The 16,492-nt window shown below is 41.5% G+C and carries 15 protein-coding genes and 1 tRNA gene; 4 read left to right on the top strand and 12 right to left on the bottom strand.

Annotated elements, in window-relative coordinates; genetic code table 11:
* Nucleotides 1-12: 12 nt before the first annotated feature.
* The 8 genes from MJ764_RS02970 to recO all read right to left on the bottom strand — a co-directional run bounded on the left by MJ764_RS02970 (nt 13) and on the right by recO (nt 7,920).
* Nucleotides 13-498, bottom strand: a complete 486-nt coding sequence (locus MJ764_RS02970; RefSeq protein WP_174828792.1) for an Hcp family type VI secretion system effector — start codon at nt 496-498, stop codon at nt 13-15.
* A 34-nt stretch (nt 499-532) separates the two neighbouring features.
* Nucleotides 533-2,143: an OmpA family protein gene (locus tag MJ764_RS02965; RefSeq protein ID WP_239324474.1), complete on the bottom strand. Its 1,611-nt coding sequence runs from the start codon at nt 2,141-2,143 to the stop codon at nt 533-535.
* A gap of 8 nt (nt 2,144-2,151) precedes the next feature.
* Nucleotides 2,152-2,793 (bottom strand): DotU family type IV/VI secretion system protein, encoded by a 642-nt coding sequence (locus MJ764_RS02960; RefSeq protein WP_239324472.1) that lies wholly within the window; start codon nt 2,791-2,793, stop codon nt 2,152-2,154.
* The gene (gene tssK / locus MJ764_RS02955) at nt 2,783-4,126 is read right to left on the bottom strand and encodes a type VI secretion system baseplate subunit TssK (RefSeq protein ID WP_239324470.1); all 1,344 of its coding nucleotides are present in this window, start codon (nt 4,124-4,126) and stop codon (nt 2,783-2,785) included. The genes MJ764_RS02960 and tssK overlap by 11 nt, the downstream gene beginning before the upstream one ends.
* A 26-nt stretch (nt 4,127-4,152) precedes the next feature.
* Entirely contained in the window at nt 4,153-4,416 is a 264-nt protein-coding gene (locus tag MJ764_RS02950) for a PAAR domain-containing protein (RefSeq protein WP_239324468.1), read from the bottom strand.
* Between the two features lie 67 nt (nt 4,417-4,483).
* The gene (tssC, locus tag MJ764_RS02945) at nt 4,484-6,016 is read right to left on the bottom strand and encodes a type VI secretion system contractile sheath large subunit (RefSeq protein WP_174828787.1); all 1,533 of its coding nucleotides are present in this window, start codon (nt 6,014-6,016) and stop codon (nt 4,484-4,486) included.
* 21 nt (nt 6,017-6,037) lie between these two features.
* The gene (gene tssB / locus MJ764_RS02940) at nt 6,038-6,541 is read right to left on the bottom strand and encodes a type VI secretion system contractile sheath small subunit (RefSeq protein WP_100137657.1); all 504 of its coding nucleotides are present in this window, start codon (nt 6,539-6,541) and stop codon (nt 6,038-6,040) included.
* Between the two features lie 647 nt (nt 6,542-7,188).
* Entirely contained in the window at nt 7,189-7,920 is a 732-nt protein-coding gene (gene recO, locus MJ764_RS02935) for a DNA repair protein RecO (protein ID WP_239324466.1), read from the bottom strand.
* A 182-nt stretch (nt 7,921-8,102) separates the two neighbouring features.
* Between recO and trhP the strand changes: the two genes are divergently transcribed.
* Entirely contained in the window at nt 8,103-9,470 is a 1,368-nt protein-coding gene (gene trhP / locus MJ764_RS02930; RefSeq protein WP_239324465.1) for a prephenate-dependent tRNA uridine(34) hydroxylase TrhP, read from the top strand.
* Nucleotides 9,471-9,543: 73 nt separating this feature from the next.
* Here the strand turns inward: trhP and hemH are convergent, their stop codons facing one another.
* Both hemH and thiE read right to left on the bottom strand, forming a co-directional pair.
* Nucleotides 9,544-10,551 carry a ferrochelatase gene (gene hemH, locus MJ764_RS02925; RefSeq protein ID WP_239324464.1) on the bottom strand — a complete coding sequence of 336 codons (1,008 nt, stop codon included), beginning with the start codon at nt 10,549-10,551 and terminating at the stop codon, nt 9,544-9,546.
* A 205-nt stretch (nt 10,552-10,756) separates the two neighbouring features.
* A complete protein-coding gene (gene thiE, locus MJ764_RS02920; protein ID WP_239324463.1) occupies nt 10,757-11,383 on the bottom strand; it encodes a thiamine phosphate synthase in 627 nt (208 codons plus the stop codon).
* Nucleotides 11,384-11,498: 115 nt separating this feature from the next.
* Here thiE and MJ764_RS02915 point away from each other — a divergent pair, with 115 nt between their 5' ends.
* Both MJ764_RS02915 and MJ764_RS02910 read left to right on the top strand, forming a co-directional pair.
* Nucleotides 11,499-13,094, top strand: a complete 1,596-nt coding sequence (locus MJ764_RS02915) for an inorganic phosphate transporter (protein WP_239324462.1) — start codon at nt 11,499-11,501, stop codon at nt 13,092-13,094.
* A gap of 317 nt (nt 13,095-13,411) precedes the next feature.
* Nucleotides 13,412-14,389, top strand: coding sequence for a bile acid:sodium symporter family protein (locus tag MJ764_RS02910; protein WP_239324461.1), 978 nt, complete (start codon nt 13,412-13,414; stop codon nt 14,387-14,389).
* 260 nt (nt 14,390-14,649) lie between these two features.
* Here the strand turns inward: MJ764_RS02910 and MJ764_RS02905 are convergent.
* Together MJ764_RS02905 and MJ764_RS02900 are read right to left on the bottom strand one after the other, a co-directional pair.
* Nucleotides 14,650-14,725: transfer RNA gene (locus MJ764_RS02905), tRNA-Thr, on the bottom strand.
* A gap of 366 nt (nt 14,726-15,091) precedes the next feature.
* Complete coding sequence (locus tag MJ764_RS02900; RefSeq protein WP_239324460.1) at nt 15,092-16,033, bottom strand: hypothetical protein; 942 nt, start codon at nt 16,031-16,033, stop codon at nt 15,092-15,094.
* A gap of 143 nt (nt 16,034-16,176) precedes the next feature.
* On the opposite strand from MJ764_RS02900, the gene MJ764_RS02895 reads away from it, so the two are divergent.
* Entirely contained in the window at nt 16,177-16,428 is a 252-nt protein-coding gene (locus MJ764_RS02895; RefSeq protein ID WP_239324459.1) for an NGO1151 family protein, read from the top strand.
* Nucleotides 16,429-16,492 lie beyond the last annotated feature (64 nt).

Genomic DNA, 16,492 nt, shown 5'->3' with positions numbered 1-16,492 from the left:
AGTTAATTGAAATTAACGGTTTTCTACCCAACTGTCGGAATGGACTATGTTGCCATCCTTGTAGGACCAGGTGATTTTTTCATAACGCAACTCCACTTCTTCAAGATGGTTATAGCGCTCTTTGCTAATATCTTTAATGTTGTACATTTTCGGACGCACAGCTACTACTTTCACATTCTCAAGCAGGGTGTTGAAATATTCTTTCTCCTGACCTGCATCGTCAATGCGATACCATTTAAACTCTAGAGTTTTGAGATTCTGGCCATTGGTTACTGCTTTGTACAGATATGGTGAAGAAGCATCATATTCTTTTACAAAAGAAATGGGCTTGTGAACTCGGGTACCAGTGAGTTTACCGGTATTGCCATCAGTAGGAATGTAAACTTCATGGTCAAATGCCAATACTTCTACTGAGCCTTCACGATCTTGTACGGTTACTGAACCTTTGACATCTGAACCACCGTCATCTTTGATCCATAAATATGCTGGAATTGCCATAGGAATATCCTTGTATGAGTTAATAAACATTACTTCAGTCGGTATGATTCATATCGACCAAGGTAATTTCGACACGACGATTTTTACTGCGCCCTTGCGGGTCGTCGTTGGTTGCTATGGGTTTACTATCCCCATATCCCTGTACGGTAAAATGGTCTTCTGGAAAAGTTGATGCATTAACCAGCCAGTCCCGTACTGCTTCGGCTCTGCGAAATGACAGAGTTTTATTGCTAGTGGTATTTCCGGTGTTATCAGTATGGCCATCTATCAGTACTCTTTTATTCGGGTTTGCCTGTACCCAAGTTAGCACGCCCTGTAAAACCAGCTTGGCATCCGCTTTAAGTTTGCTCTGGCCTACATCAAACAAAGCTGTGGTATCAAGACGAATAATCTGTTTTTTCTGTTTTTCCAGTTGGAAGGTATTTATATCTTTACTGATAACAGGTAATAAATGGGTAGCGTGATATAAACCAAATCCCATTTTTTGGGGTTCGCCAAATGTCATGTAATCCTGTAATGTTTGCTGGATGAGTTTTAAGCTTTTAATGCTATCCTGCCGTTCATTTTCCAGATGTTTGGGTATTGCTATGTATTGCTGGTGCGCCACAATAACTTCTTGCAACCATTTTTTATTTTCTATAAATGAGTAGCCTGTACTAATCAGGCAGAAAAATAAAAACCAGTTAATTCCATAACACAGGTATTTTGCTCCTTTGCTTAAATAACGTTGGCGTACAAAATTGTTTTCGATAACCGGAAAATTTTTTAGCCCGGTTACGGTATAGGTATGGGTAGGGGTAACTAGCCCGGTTGTTTCAATTTCAAACTTGCGCCAGTCTGCATTCTGATTACTGTTAAAGCTGTTTAACCAGACACATGCAACCAGATACAGCGAATGATGGTATGGTTTTTCCGGCAACAAGTTCTTAATTACATATTGAATAAGCCATTGCTGATTCAGATAAAGTGTGGATACAACTGTATAGTTTAAGTACTCAGGCTGCTGCGGATTTAAAACTGCACAATTATCCAGTTGTTTTTGCAGACACTCAAAGTACTCTTGTACTTCACTACGCTGCCGGCATAGGTGGTTAGTGATATTTTGCGGCCAGAAATCCAGATTTTTATTGAGCAGGTCTGTATGGATACCCAAAGTTAATGGTATCCGGCGCTTATATAGAGCCTGTATGGTTTCGATTTCCTGCCGCCATTGTGATATTCGCTGCTCCAGTGCAGCCACATGAGGATATTTGTCTGGATTAAGTATTAGTAAGATACCGTTTGCTATTGTATTTTGTTCATCCAAGGCCTGATAAATACTTATTAGCTGGGCGCAATCCTCTACTCTGATCCACATGGAATCCCGCAGTAATCGCCAACGCTCAGAAGATTCAATCCAGTCTGATAAATCATCTCCTGCTACGAGTACTACCCGCTGTGATTTTGGAATATTATGTAGATTCGTTATATTTTTCTTTTTAAACCAAAATTGGTTCTGATACCACAAAAACCCGCAGGCCAGTATTATCAGAATGCTCAGGCAGGTTTTGACTACCCAGTATATATCCCAGATCTGCCAGATAAAATAAAGTGAAAGGCAAGCAATCCAAGCTAGCAGTAATGTGTAATATATGCGTTTACTCATTGGGTACCTTATCCAATACTGGCAACCAGATTGCTGAGATATTTGTTAAGCACCAGATACACTACTATGGTGAATACCAATAGCACCACGCTCCAGCTGACTGCGGAAAAAGATCGAAAGGTAACAGGACGCAATTTGCGGCTGGCAGGCATGGAGGGCATGGTTATTTCTGGTAGATGTGAGTCAATTTTGGTGATTAGTTCATTACGTATATGTGTGTCTTCAAATAAGTATTTACCATTGAAACCAAGTGCAAATATCAGTTGCCATATAGTTAACAGCCAATAGGATGGATCTGGTTTATGCAATTCAGTTTGTATATCTTCAAATAATTGTATGCCCGCATCGTATTCACCAAATTGTGACACCTGCAATGGGCTGCTTTCCCAGATTAATTTATTTTTGCTATCTAAAAACCGCAATGCCAGTTCATCAACCAGAGCGTACAGCGCATAACTTATTTGTTTACGTTCATGATCCGGTAAATGATTCTCACCCAGTTTCTGATCAAACTCTGTGACCAGATGAACGGCAATCAACTGCATTTCATCCATATTCTGTATGGCATGTCCCATGTTTAACCGTGTTACAAATAAAATATAATTACGCAGATTTTCCCGTACGTAATCTGGAATCTGGTTATTCTTCATTAGGCACCGCATATAATTCGATATTTAATCCATCAAATGAATTAGGAGAATAAATACAGCACGATCTGGCTGCTATCATGGCTTTAAAGCCCGGATGTGATTTATCCAGCGCAAAATAGGTTGCTTCGGAACGCATGGGTAATGCACTGGGGAGACGCTGCATCATTCGCAATGGGATACCATTGGAGGCTGACGGTAAAATACGCTCAACATCATCAGGTGCGCCAATTTTACATAACTTCGGAAAGCGTTCCTGTAGCTCATATAATGGAACATTGGCACGCACAGATATGTAGTAGTCGGTTTCTTCATTTAGTCGTGCATCTAGCAAATGCCCAATCCAACGGGTATTGCCTACTTTTTCCAGATCAACCAGTACAAGAACTGTAGGGATAACAGTATCCAGAAGCTCCAACAGCATTTCATTCAGCCGAATGAATGTTGTACTCAGGTTAAGCGGATCGTACTGGGGTATGTCTTTAATACTTGATTCGATTGAAAATGACAGCAGGCTGCCTACTAGACGTGCCAGCAACATATAATAATGTTCAGGTGCCATGTTGTTATGCGTTTGCAACAGCACCATTTCCGGTATGGATTGATTAAGTATGTTCAACAGCCAGAATAAAGAAATATCAGATACCAGAAAATCAGCCGACTGCTGGTTGCGTTCTTTGCGCAATGAACCAAGGCGCTGGCTTTTGTTAAGCAGAATCTGAATCTGTGTGGACAGCATTTCCATCAGAAATGTGTTGCTACCGATAAAGAATACTGGTGGCACGTATTGTGTATCAAGCTGCCAGATATTATTTTGGTTTTTAATCAGACGCAGGATAGGTATTGCTAAAAAATTCTGACGATTTTCATGTGAGAACTTGAGGCTGAAATTTAATCGTTTCTCTGCAATTTCCGTTTGTTGACTACCATATAAATCTGTAACAGCGGTAAACTGTTTTGAAAACCGTAGTGGTGCATTACTGCTGTTTTCAAGCAGATTACTGCCTACAGTATTGAGTTCTGGCAAAGACAGATATACTGTAGTTTCAAGTATATCTTCTGGTATCTGCGCCAAATCACGAGCTGGTGGCAAAAATTGCATTTGCCGGGAATCAAACCACGTACCATCCTGAAACGAAACAGCGCAATCCGATAATTTTAGTTTTTTTAAAGCTAGGCTATTGCTGTCTACATCCATACGCATTACGCCCCAAGGCATAATTCGTGTGCACTGCATTATACTAGTTGCATTAGCCTGTTGTAATAATTCCTGTTGCTGGAAAATTTGTGGTAACAGTAAGGTACCTTCGTACCAAATCGGATTGATAATTTTCAACTTACAACCTATTCTAATTCTATGGATTATTCACATTTAGCTATTGATTGTCTGGATAACAATCGGGCACCACAGCTGGTTTTCATATTTTCCAAAGCCATCGGGCGCCCCTGTACTGTTAATTGTTGGTCGCCTTCTACGATTAAATAAACCCCTGTACATTTCGGGCAGCTAACTTTATCGCCTTTGCGGGCTACAGGTCGCCCTTCTATACTGACAACTGGATCACCTTCAAGCACAATTCCACCGTGTGTGGTGGTGTCGCCCTTACAAATAATTGCACGTGACATTTAGTTATCCTCTATTGGTTATCTACCGATAGAAAACTATCGGTAGATTTTCTTTTGTAGCTAATGTTTATTTTTTAGCTTTTGGCATTTGTGATACTAAAGAAAGGTTAATATCCATACCTTCAATCTGGAAATGCGGAATAACAAACAGTTTAATTTTGAAGAAACCTGGGTTATCTTCTATGTCTTCCACAGCAACTTTTGCCTGTCGTAATGGGTGTGATGCCTGCAACTCATCACTTGGGTCTGTCATTTCTGTAACCAGATTCTGAATCCAGTTATTCATTTCCACTTCCAGAACACGCCTATCTTTGGTCATACCAATGTTTTCGCGCTGGATCAATTTCAAATAATGGGCTAAACGAGACAGCAAGAAAATATAGGGAAGACGTGAATTGATACGGCTATTAGCTGTAGCTTCCTTGGTGTCGTACAACGCTGGTTTTTGGGTAGAATTTGCTGAGAAGAAGCAAGCAAAATCATGATTTTTATAGAAAGAAAGCGGTACAAAACCCAGATTGGCAAATTCAAACTCACGTGTTTCAGGAATTAACACCTCTGTCGGAATTTTCATTTGCGCGCCAGAACCCAGGTCATATAGGTGGATGGGCAGATTTTCAATCAAACCACCAGCCTGCGGGCCACGAATTTGTACACACCAGCCATTTTTAATGAAGCTTCTTACCATGTTGGCTGCAAATGCAAATGTGGCATTAGACCATAGATAACGATTGTGATCTGGGCCTTTAACTTCTTCGCTATAATTGAAACTGCGTACTGGTACGGTATCACTACCATAAGGCAAGCGTGCCAGAAAACGTGGCAAAGTAAGACCTATATAGCGGGCATCATCAGTATTACGGAAGCTGTTCCATTTTATGTATTCTGCACGGTCAAAGTAGTTGCCTATATCTTTAATTGAGGCAACTTCTTCCATTGTTTCTTTACCAAAAAATTCAGGCCCAACGGAACCAATGAATGGCATGTGTGCAGCAGCAGAAACTTTTGAAATATTTCTGAGTAACTCAATGTCCTGAGCTGAACGGTTAAACTCGTAAGCCGAAATGATTGAAGCAAATGGCTGTCCGCCCGGAGTATCATATTCATTGATATAAGTATGGCTGTACAGACCACTTTGAATGACTTCTGGAGAATCTTCAAAATCGCGAATTAAGGCTTCTTTGGAAACATCCAGTACATCAATCTTTACATTCTGGCGAAAATCTGTGCGATCTACCAAGAATTTCAAACCACGCCACGTACTTTCAATGGCCTGAAATTCTGGGTGATGCAGAATGTTGTCTAGCTGGTTACTGATTAATTTGTCCAGTTTAGCGATATGAAAATCCAGTAATGATTTGTCCAGTCTGTCTACGGTTTGAGAGCTGTCCTGAATCATTTTCAAAAATACGTTTATCGCTACTGAAATGCGTTCATTGGTAGCAGACTCAGATAAAGCCGTATTGTTGGTGTAATGATCAAAGGTTGGTGCTGTAGAAACGGTATTCAGATTTATTTTATCAAACAATGATTCATAAACAGAATGTTGAACAGCATTTGCTGCCTGAGCGGAACCACTATCTTGCATATTTTTTTGCATTCTTAAATTCCTCTACGGTATTTATTCTTTAGAGATGATTGGTGAGATTGCTTCCAGCTCTTTACGCAACTCATCAGAAAGGTTTTTGTCTTGCAGAATTTTTTCCAGTTCTTTGCGTAAAACTGCATTATCAAGAATATTGGATTTCAAATCTCTTAACAGGTTACGCATAGCCAGTAATGATTTAAGCTCAGGCACTTGCTGAACTATCTGTTCAGGATGGAAATCTTTCATTGATTTAAAATCCAGATTGACTGGAATTTCGGAATCATCGTCAGCCAGAGCATTAGGTACAGAGAGTTTTACCGTTGGATTCATCTCTGCAAGAACAGCATCAAAATTATTTTTGTTGATTGAAACTTTTTCTCGTTCAGCCAAGGGGGTGTCACTCTCAGAGAAGCTGAAATCACCTGCTACCAATAAGCGCAAGGGTAATTCAACCTGTTTTTTCGCACCCCCAGTATGCAAATCCAGTTTAATATTGACACGTGCCGGTGGCACTTCATTTTGGAAGCTTTCTGACATGATGACTCCTTTTTAATATTTAAATATTGGTAATAGACAAAACCATTACCTTAAAAAATTTTAACTATTTAAAACAATAATATGAAAATTTTCAACAGATTTTGTTTAATAAATTTCATGAAAATTCAATTTTTAATGCAAAAAATTAATTCAGATTAAGGTAGTGACACTTGTATCTTAGCCACCCATTCATTTTAACTTGTTTTCACTTATCCGTGTTAAAAGTAAATAATTTTATTCATATTGTTATGAGGATAATTATTATAACTGTGGCTTATTAACCAAAATTTTTATGTTCACATTTTGATATTTATAGCCACTAAAAGTTTTTAACATTATCTCTTAACTATGTATTTGTTTATTATTAATAATTATGTAATGTATTTAAAAGCTAAATTTATTAGGAATGACTTATTCTATAAATTATTAGGTGACAAAAAATAAAATTTATTCAAATTTAATTGAAATGGGATTCAAATGACTATTCTAATAATGAAGTCATATTATTTATTTTCATTATTTTAATTTTGAAAATTTTATTTTATAAATATCAAAATTTTAACCTTATCTATAACTATAAAAAATACTGCAATTAAGTATTATCATTCAATTTTTAGTACAGTATTTATCTTTTTTCTCAAATATTATTATCCAGTATATTGCTGCAACTGTTTCAGTACCCGTCGACTGGTTATGCCTTCAGGCAGGCGAAAATCGAGAAGCATGCGAGTGAGACGAATCGCTTCCGGGTGCCATTGAGGCTGGGCAGCTAGAGTCTGGGAGGTTAAGGCATTAAGTGTGTGGCCATGGACAACAATCCCGTTTTCTTGTGCAGATAACTGTGCCTGCATTAATAACACCGGCGCATGTTCGGCTCGTAACCAGTAACGCTCATAATCAATGATTGCCTGTCCCTGATTATCCTGACTGATATCGGGTGCTACGCCTAAAGTGCGCAGTAATGACCATTCAAAATACCGCAGCGCTGATAGATGTTCACCACTGGCGATGCTTTGCAATACGGTATGCATTGCTGCATGAATCTGTGGGAAAGGGTCTTCGCGGGCTGTAAGTTTCAGCACCAGCTCATTCACATACAAAGCGCTGAATAAGGACTGATTCTGCGGCTGTGGCCATCCTCCTACCCATTCGGCACGGTGTAAAGTTTTTAGTTCATTATTACCATACCAGGATAGCTGCAAGGGCATGAATGGAACAAGCACACCACGTAATTCACTTTGTCTGCGCCGAGCACTGCGTGCCAGCATCACCACCCTGCCATAATCTCGGGAAAATATTTCTATTTGCAGGCTGCTTTCACTCCATGGGCGTGAGGCGAGCAAAAAAGCGGGTTGATGATTAATGCGGTTATTGGACATGACCAGTTTTCACATCGACTATACGTACCATCAATTATAGCCTGATACGGCATGACAATTGACCCTGTTTGGGAAAAAGCGGATAATTCTCTTAATAACAGATACTTTATTTTTAGGCAGCCGGCTTTAATATAGCCGGCTGCCTAAAAGTATTCAAAACCATCAGGAAAGTTTGCACACTCATGAAAGCACCGGAACTATTATTGCCCGCTGGCGGACTTGAGCGGATGCGTGCCGCATTTGACTACGGCGCAGACGCTGTTTATGCAGGTACCCCACGTTATTCACTGCGGGCACGCAATAATGAATTTGCACATCTGCCAATATTGGAACAGGGAATTACTGAAGCACATGCGCGTGGCAAAAAATTCTTTCTGGCCAGTAATATTCTGCCACATAATGCAAAGCTGAAAACTTATCTGGCGGATATGGAACCAATTATTGCCATGCAGCCAGATGCGCTGATTATGGCCGACCCCGGGCTGATTATGAAAGTGCGCGAAAAATGGCCGGAAATACCGATACATTTGTCTGTTCAGGCCAATACTACCAATGCCTGGGGAGTGCAATTCTGGCAAAGTATCGGGATTGAGCGGATTATTCTGTCACGTGAGCTGAGTATCAACGAAATTGCTGAAATTCGTCAGCAATGCCCAGACATTGAGTTGGAAGTATTTGTTCACGGTGCTTTATGCATTGCCTATTCCGGCCGCTGCCTGCTTTCTGGTTATTTTAACCACCGCGATCCTAATCAAGGTACATGTACCAATGCCTGTCGCTGGGATTATAAGGTACATAATACGATGGATAGTGACAGTGGTGATGCGCAGCTATTGCGCGATTTTGATTTTAAACAGGCACAAAGTCTGGCTGAGAATACCTTGCTCGGCCTGAATGAGCAGCAACGGCATCCGCTGGCAAACAAAGTGTATTTAATTGAGGAAGCAAACCGCCCGGGTGATATGATGCCCATTATGGAAGATGAGCATGGTACCTATATCATGAATTCCAAAGATTTACGTGCGGTGGAACAAGTAGCGAAACTGGCGGAAATCGGTGTAGATTCACTGAAGGTGGAAGGTCGAACCAAATCGGTATACTACGTTGCCCGTGCTGCACAGGTATACCGGCGCGCTATTGATGATGCGGTTTCTGGTAAACCTTTTGATTATACGCTACTGGCTGAACTTGAAGGTTTGGCTAATCGTGGTTACACCACTGGTTTTCTGGAACGTCATCAAACTCAGGAATACCAGAATTACCTGTCTGGCCATTCTTTATCAAAACAAAGCCAGTATGTTGGCAAGGTTACCGCTATAAATGCTGATGGCTGGGCAACAATTGAGGTAAAAAATAAATTCAGTGTTGGTGACCAACTGGAAATTATTCACCCCAGCGGTAATCAGATTATTCAGCTTGAAGCAATGACACGTAAGGGCTATCCAGTGGAAGTGGCTGCCGGTAACGGTATAGAAGTACAGATTCCACAGATGCATGGTAAAGACAATGCCTTGATTGCTCGCATTATTAGTCAGACTGAGGCAGCTTAAACCGCTAACTTAAACACGCCATAGATACAATACTATGGCGTGTTTATTGTCTGATACAGATATCGGTATGAAATTACAGCCAACCCTGTAAATGCTGCCTGATTAGCGGTGCCAATACCTCTACCCATTCCTGTTCACTATTCATGCATGGAATATACTGAAATTGCTTTCCGCCATGCGCCAGAAAATCTGCTTTGCCCCGAATATCAATTTCTTCTAGTGTTTCCAGACAATCGGTAACAAAGCCCGGGCAAACTATATCAAGGCTGTTTATTCCACTCTGAGGTAACTGGATAAGTAAATCCTGTGTACTTGGGCCTACCCATGGCGCATAACCAAAACGGCTCTGAAATGCCAGTCGATATTCACTTTCTTGCAGACCAAGCTCAGCCACCAGCAAACGGGTTGTAGTGGTGCAATGCTCAACATACTCATCTCCGGCCTGATGCTGCGCCTGTGGAATCCCGTGGTAACTCAGTAATAAACACTGCCCCCGTCCATATTGCTGCCAGTATGCCTGAATATGTCTGGCCAGTATTTTTATATAATTGCTGTTAGCATAAAAGCTGGTGATGCTGCGCACCGCCATTTGCACACGCTGCTTAAGCATCACCCGCCATACCTGATCAAGTGCAGCACCACTACTGGAGCCTGCATATTGCGGATATAACGGTAATATTAGCAAACGTTGCACCCCCTGCTGTTTCATTTCCTGCAAAACATTAGCCACACTAGGCTGCCCATAGGTCATGGCAAAACGGGTAACAACGCCCTTGGGCATGATTTTGGCTAACGCTGTGGTAAGGGACTGAGTACCGGTCAACAGCGGCGAGCCGCTATCCTGCCAGATAGTGCCGTAAGCATGGGCACTTTTACGTCCACGAATAGGCAGAACAATCCCGCGCAAAATTAGCTGCCATAAACAACGCGGCAACTCAACAACGCGCTGGTCAGATAAAAATTCACGTAAATAGGAACGCACTGCCTGAGGTGTGGGTGCTGAGGGCGTACCCAGGTTGAGTAGTAAAACACCTATAGCAGTTTTCGATGTATCTGGTTCGGAAAGAAATAATTTTGACATAATAATTGGCAGCAACAAATTATCAGGAAATCAGGAAAATCCTGCTACCAGTATAGCTGATATATTTTGCTTCATAGCGATTATTGCGGTTTTATATCCATTTTGCTCAAAATGATGTATTTGTAAATATCCATATCCCAAAAGCTGCTTGCGCTGCGGTAAACAGTGCTAATTTAAGGGCTGAAACTGGCAAACTGACTTGCCTTTATTTCTGCCAAAACGCCTGAAATGCTTTAACTATTTTTTCTGGTTCAGCCGCTTCTGTAACCGCTCGTACCACTGCTAGCGAACTTACGCCAGTAGCCAATACTTCGCGAGCATTGCTCAAATCAATCCCACCAATAGCAACCGTTGGCGTACTACCAGCCTGAACAACGTATTGTCTGAGCTTGTCCAATCCTTGCGGTTGGCTGGGCATAGTTTTGGTTTTAGTAGGAAAAATTGCGCCACAAGCAACATAACTTGGCTTTACAGCCAGTGCTTTTGTCAACTCATCAGGAGAATGGGTGCTCACACCCAATCGTAACCCTGCACTTTGAATCATAACCAGATCAGCACTTTCCAAGTCTTCCTGCCCCAGATGTACCCCATACGCACCGCAATCTACAGCCTCCCACCAGAAATCATTAATAAATAATTGCGTAGGCGAATCTTTTGCATAAGCCACACTACGCTCAATTTCACGGTACAATGTAGAACCAATCGCGGTTTTATTGCGTAGCTGTACAGTATTGGCACCTGCATCCACCATTCGAGCTACCCAATCCGCAGAGGGAACAACAGCATAAAACTTCAGGGGGGAAGCTATAGGTAAAAACGAATTTGAAAACATAATTTACTCCTTTTGAAATAAAAATCTTTATAATGACAGTTTTTCACACAGCACTGCCTCCGTTCTGTAACGGTAGCATATATTTATTCTGAATTTTTCACTTTATAAATACATTATGGCCTCAGACACATCCTCTGTACGCTCACCCCTGATTATGCGGGTTAATTACACTTTTGCAGCGCTGTTACTGGGCACAATTGCCTACTTTATCTATTGGGGGCTGGGTTACACCAATCATCATTCTCCGCTGATATTCATCGTTGCTACCCTGTTTGGCGCCTTCATGGCATTCAATATCGGCGGCAATGATGTTGCCAACTCCTTTGGTACCAGCGTTGGCGCAGGAACCCTTACGATACCACAGGCACTGGGTATAGCTGCAGTTTTTGAAGTATCCGGTGCAGTAATTGCTGGCGGTGAAGTTACCAAAACCATTCGTCACGGTATTATAGACCTTGGTGCCATGCATTTAACACCATCACAATGTATTAATGTTATGCTGGCTGCATTATTGGCTGCGGCCATCTGGCTGCTAATAGCCACAAAAAAAGGCCTGCCAGTCTCAACCACCCATTCCCTGATTGGCGGTCTGGTTGGAGGCGGGCTGTGTCTGGGCTATCTGGTAACCGGTAACAGCAGCGCGTTAGACTTAATCCAATGGAATAGGATGGGCGAAATTGGCCTGTCATGGGTGATTTCTCCGGTTTTAGGCGGAGCTCTGTCATTTATGCTTTTTAGCCAGATAAAAAAACATGTACTCGATTATAACGACCGCATGAATATTGCTCTGAAACAAATCAAACAGGAAAAAAAAGCTTATAAAGAAAAACACAAAATCTGGTTTGAACACTTAAGCGAAACAGAAAAAATCAAAATTTCTTCAGCAATTGCCCGTGATGCCGAAAATTATAGCGACCCAGATTACAGCACAGAAGAACTGGAGTCAGATTATTATAAGGGGCTGGCCGACATCGAAAGCCGTAAAAATAGTATTGATGCTTTCAAAGCACTACATAGCTGGGTACCTTTAATTTCAGCCTGTGGTGGCATGATGATCACCGCCATGCTGTTATTCAAAGGATTAACCAATCTGCATCTTGGCTTGTCTGTGGTTACCAATTTTCTTTTAATCATCATGATAGGCGCACTTATCTGGATGGCCACATTCATTTACGCCAAGACATTAAAACGTAAGGATTTGAGCAAGTCGACCTTTCTGATGTTCAGTTGGATGCAGGTATTTACGGCTGCCGGTTTCGCATTCAGTCATGGTGCTAATGATATTTCCAACGCAGTAGGTCCTTTCGCAGCCATTATGGATATTATCCGTACCGGTGATACAGGCATGGATACTAACGCCCCGATTCCGGCACCAGTGATGATAACTTTTGGTGTTGCCTTGATTGTTGGCTTGTGGTTTATCGGCAAAGAAGTGATTCAGACAGTAGGCACCAATCTGGCCAAAATGCACCCAGCATCTGGTTTCACCGCAGAGCTGTCTTCAGCCGCAATTGTGATGCTGGCTACACTAATGGGATTACCGGTATCCAGTACACACATTCTGGTTGGTGCTGTATTGGGTATTGGTCTGGTTAATCACAATGCCAACTGGAAACTGATGAAACCGATAGCACTGGCCTGGATAATTACCCTGCCATCTGCTGCCCTACTTTCTGTGCTGATTTTTCTTGGGCTCAATTCGTTTTTCTGAAATCACATCTGAAATCACACACCGGACAGATAACTCCTGTCCGGTTTTTTAAACCTTTCAGTGGTCATTAAGTGCCAATTTCCTAATAATAAATCTCCTGCACTTCACGCAAGTGGCCTGATTACAGTTATAGCCGTACAGTACATACACCTGAAAAATTTCGTATTGGTGATATTACCTACTCATTCGTTTTGATTGAATGGGAATCGTTTAGCCAGATTAATCCTTTTTAACTCACGCACCTGCTATTTTTCATCAAGTCTTTTACGCTAAAATAATGACTTTGGTGACAATAAGCATGCATAACGGTTACTGCCATGCATAATCTGCTCAAAAAATTTTATATTGATCCGTTTTTACTGGCAATGCTAACTGTTGTAGGCACTGCTACTGTTCTACCCTGTCAGGGCAGCGCAAAAACATTTTTCAGCTACTTGACCACCATTGCCATTGCTCTACTGTTTTTTATGCATGGTGCCAAACTGTCCCGTCAGGCTATCACGGAAGGCATCAGGCACTGGCGGCTGCATCTGGTGGTGTTTTGCAGTACGTTTATATTGTTTCCACTAATTGGGTTAGGCTTGCGGATTTTGGTACCGCACTGGCTTTCTCCCGAGCTTTATCTGGGTTTTTTATATTTGTGTGCACTGCCGGCTACGGTACAATCTGCAATTGCTTTCACTTCTGTTGCCGGAGGGAATGTGGCCGCAGCAGTGTGCAGTGCTTCAGCCTCAAGCATTCTCGGCGTTTTTCTGTCACCAGTTCTGGTTGGTCTGATGATGCCTACCAGCGGCAACAATGTTGATACGACAGCCGCAATTGAATCGATTCTGTTGCAACTGATGTTGCCTTTTGTTGTAGGCCATTTGGCACGGCCACTAATTGCCAACTGGATTCATAAACATAAAGTATGGATAAACCGTACTGACCGTGGTTCAATTCTGCTGGTGGTGTATGTTGCTTTCAGTGATGCAGTAGTTGAAGGTTTATGGCATAAGGTTAATTTGGGTTCAATCGGTATGATTGTTATGCTGAGCCTGCTAATACTTTTTTTGGTCATCTGTGTCAATACACTAATTGCACGCTCGCTAGGCTTCAATCGCGCTGATGAAATTACTATTGTTTTTTGCGGTTCTAAGAAAAGTCTGGCCAATGGTGTTCCTATGGCCAATGTCCTGTTCCCTGCCAGTATAGTTGGGATTATGCTGTTACCACTGATGATTTTTCATCAGTTGCAATTGATGATATGTGCAGTACTGGCACAACGTTACGCACGTTTAAACGAAACTGCATAGTAACAGAATGGAGTAGCTGATACGGGGTTGGCAAAATTTTTGTCAGCATTGGAATCAGCTCTTTTTCCTGAATTTATAGAAGTAGTAATGATAACAGGCTGGCAAAATGTTCTGCTTCGGCCTGTATAACAATCAATAATTTATTAAATATATCCAAGAACTTGACAAAACCATCCGGCCAGTTGGACACGGTGGCATTTTGCTATCGAAAACAGATAAATTTATATTTAGAAAATATTTGGATAATCAATGCATTAAACTGGTGCCAGTAATAGGAATCGAACCTACGACCTTCGCGTTACGAGTGCGCTGCTCTACCAACTGAGCTATACTGGCATTGCATTGATTTTAATCAGAATGGCGCGCAGTATAGCATAATTGCCAGTTGTTCTCCATTATTCACTGAATGCATTTAAACTTTTGCCGCGATAGTAAAACGACACAAATTTAGGTTTAGTTCTAAAAATAAATAGTTTTGCCAGTTTGCGATAAGACGGGCGACAACAATATTATCGATTACTCAAAACCGCTATCCTGTACAGCAAAATGAATATTATCCAAACTGATATTTGGCTACCTTAATTTTTAATCTTTTGGTTATGTGACAAAACTGATGAAACTGCAATTATCTTTGTATCACAACAGAACTGGAGATAAAAATTTTTAGTCCACTGTGCATAACCGGCAAAATAAAATCAGCTTTTAGCGTTGTTTTTTCTTAAAATTATTCATTACTTGCGCCAGATTATGCTGTAATACATCTTCTACCGCCGCAGGGACTTCTGCCAGTAATTCACGCTGCAAGGTACTTACCAATCCGGCAGTATGTTTTTGTACGGCAACACGCACCATACCTGACAATACATCGGCCAGATGGGGGCGTAATTTCTCGCTTAACTGCTGCAATAATGCTTGTTCGGAAATACAGGCTACTGCCCTGTTGGCCGTTCCGCGTGGTTCGATCACATGCATGTGTACATGAATAATCGGCTGGCCGTTTTCTGTTGTGGCAGTCAGTTCACTATCAGCATTATTCTGGCTGGTTTCTGTTTGTAAAACAGTAGACTGATTACCCTTTAATTGAATAGTACAGTTTGAAGGTAAATTTTCATCGATGGGTGCGCTTTGTAAACAGTTCTGTGCAGCCAGCCAGTCTTCCTGAATAAGTAAGGCTGTATCATTTAAAGCAGATTCCTGCTGTTGGGCTTCCAGAGTACTTTGCTGCTGCCATTGCTTCAGGTAGGCACGATAAACCCGCTCCCGCTGTACTGGATCAAGTAAAACTTCATTATTAGACTGAGGCAGGTTATTGTTTCTGGTATTTGGGGCTGTATATGCGCTACGGCCTGCTACAGTACTCGTTACCGCAGGTGGCAAATTGAAGCCGTGTTCCGGCCTTCTGGTTTTGCGTGCGGCCACTGACGGTTTAATGATTTTTTCACCCTCATGGTGAACAGATTCGCCATCCTGCTTTTTTTTGTGTTGTCGCAGTTGTTCAAGACGGCGTTCCCACTCGGGCATCGCGTCTGTCGTCATTGTTGTTGTACTGGTAGCCGTACTGGCCACAAATTGCTGTTTAGGTGGATTATCTTCACTCAGAGTAAAAACAAATTGATTTTGTTGTTCATACCGTTTTTTCACCATGCCCCCTCTCTCGTCATCCCGATATATTTTAACCAGGCTACACATGATTTTTTAGTGCGCCATATCTGAGTAATTATAACAACTTTTATAGGTTAAAATGCTAAAATAATGTATATTTTTCCCAATTAAATTAGGATTAAATGATGAGTACAATCGAACAGCGTATTGAGTTTCTTGAAGAAAGTAACGAAGCCCTAATTATGCAAAACCGGGTTCTGGCTACGGCACTGAAAGGCTTATTACGAGCACTGCCAGCAGATATAGCAGAACCGGCCACAGAATCCATTCGTACAGCTTTTGATAACGAAGTTGCACAGTTGCAGTATGAAGAAAATCCGCAAGTAGAACTATTTCATGACGCAACATACGCATTCTTTCATGAACGTGAACACTGATGTGAAACAGGCTGGTAATAATAATATTACCAGCCTGTTTTATTGGGGCTTGCTAATTTAAGCT

Source organism: Snodgrassella gandavensis (assembly GCF_914768025.1).
Lineage (GTDB): Bacteria > Pseudomonadota > Gammaproteobacteria > Burkholderiales > Neisseriaceae > Snodgrassella > Snodgrassella gandavensis.
This window is presented reverse-complemented; position numbering and strand designations above follow the sequence as displayed.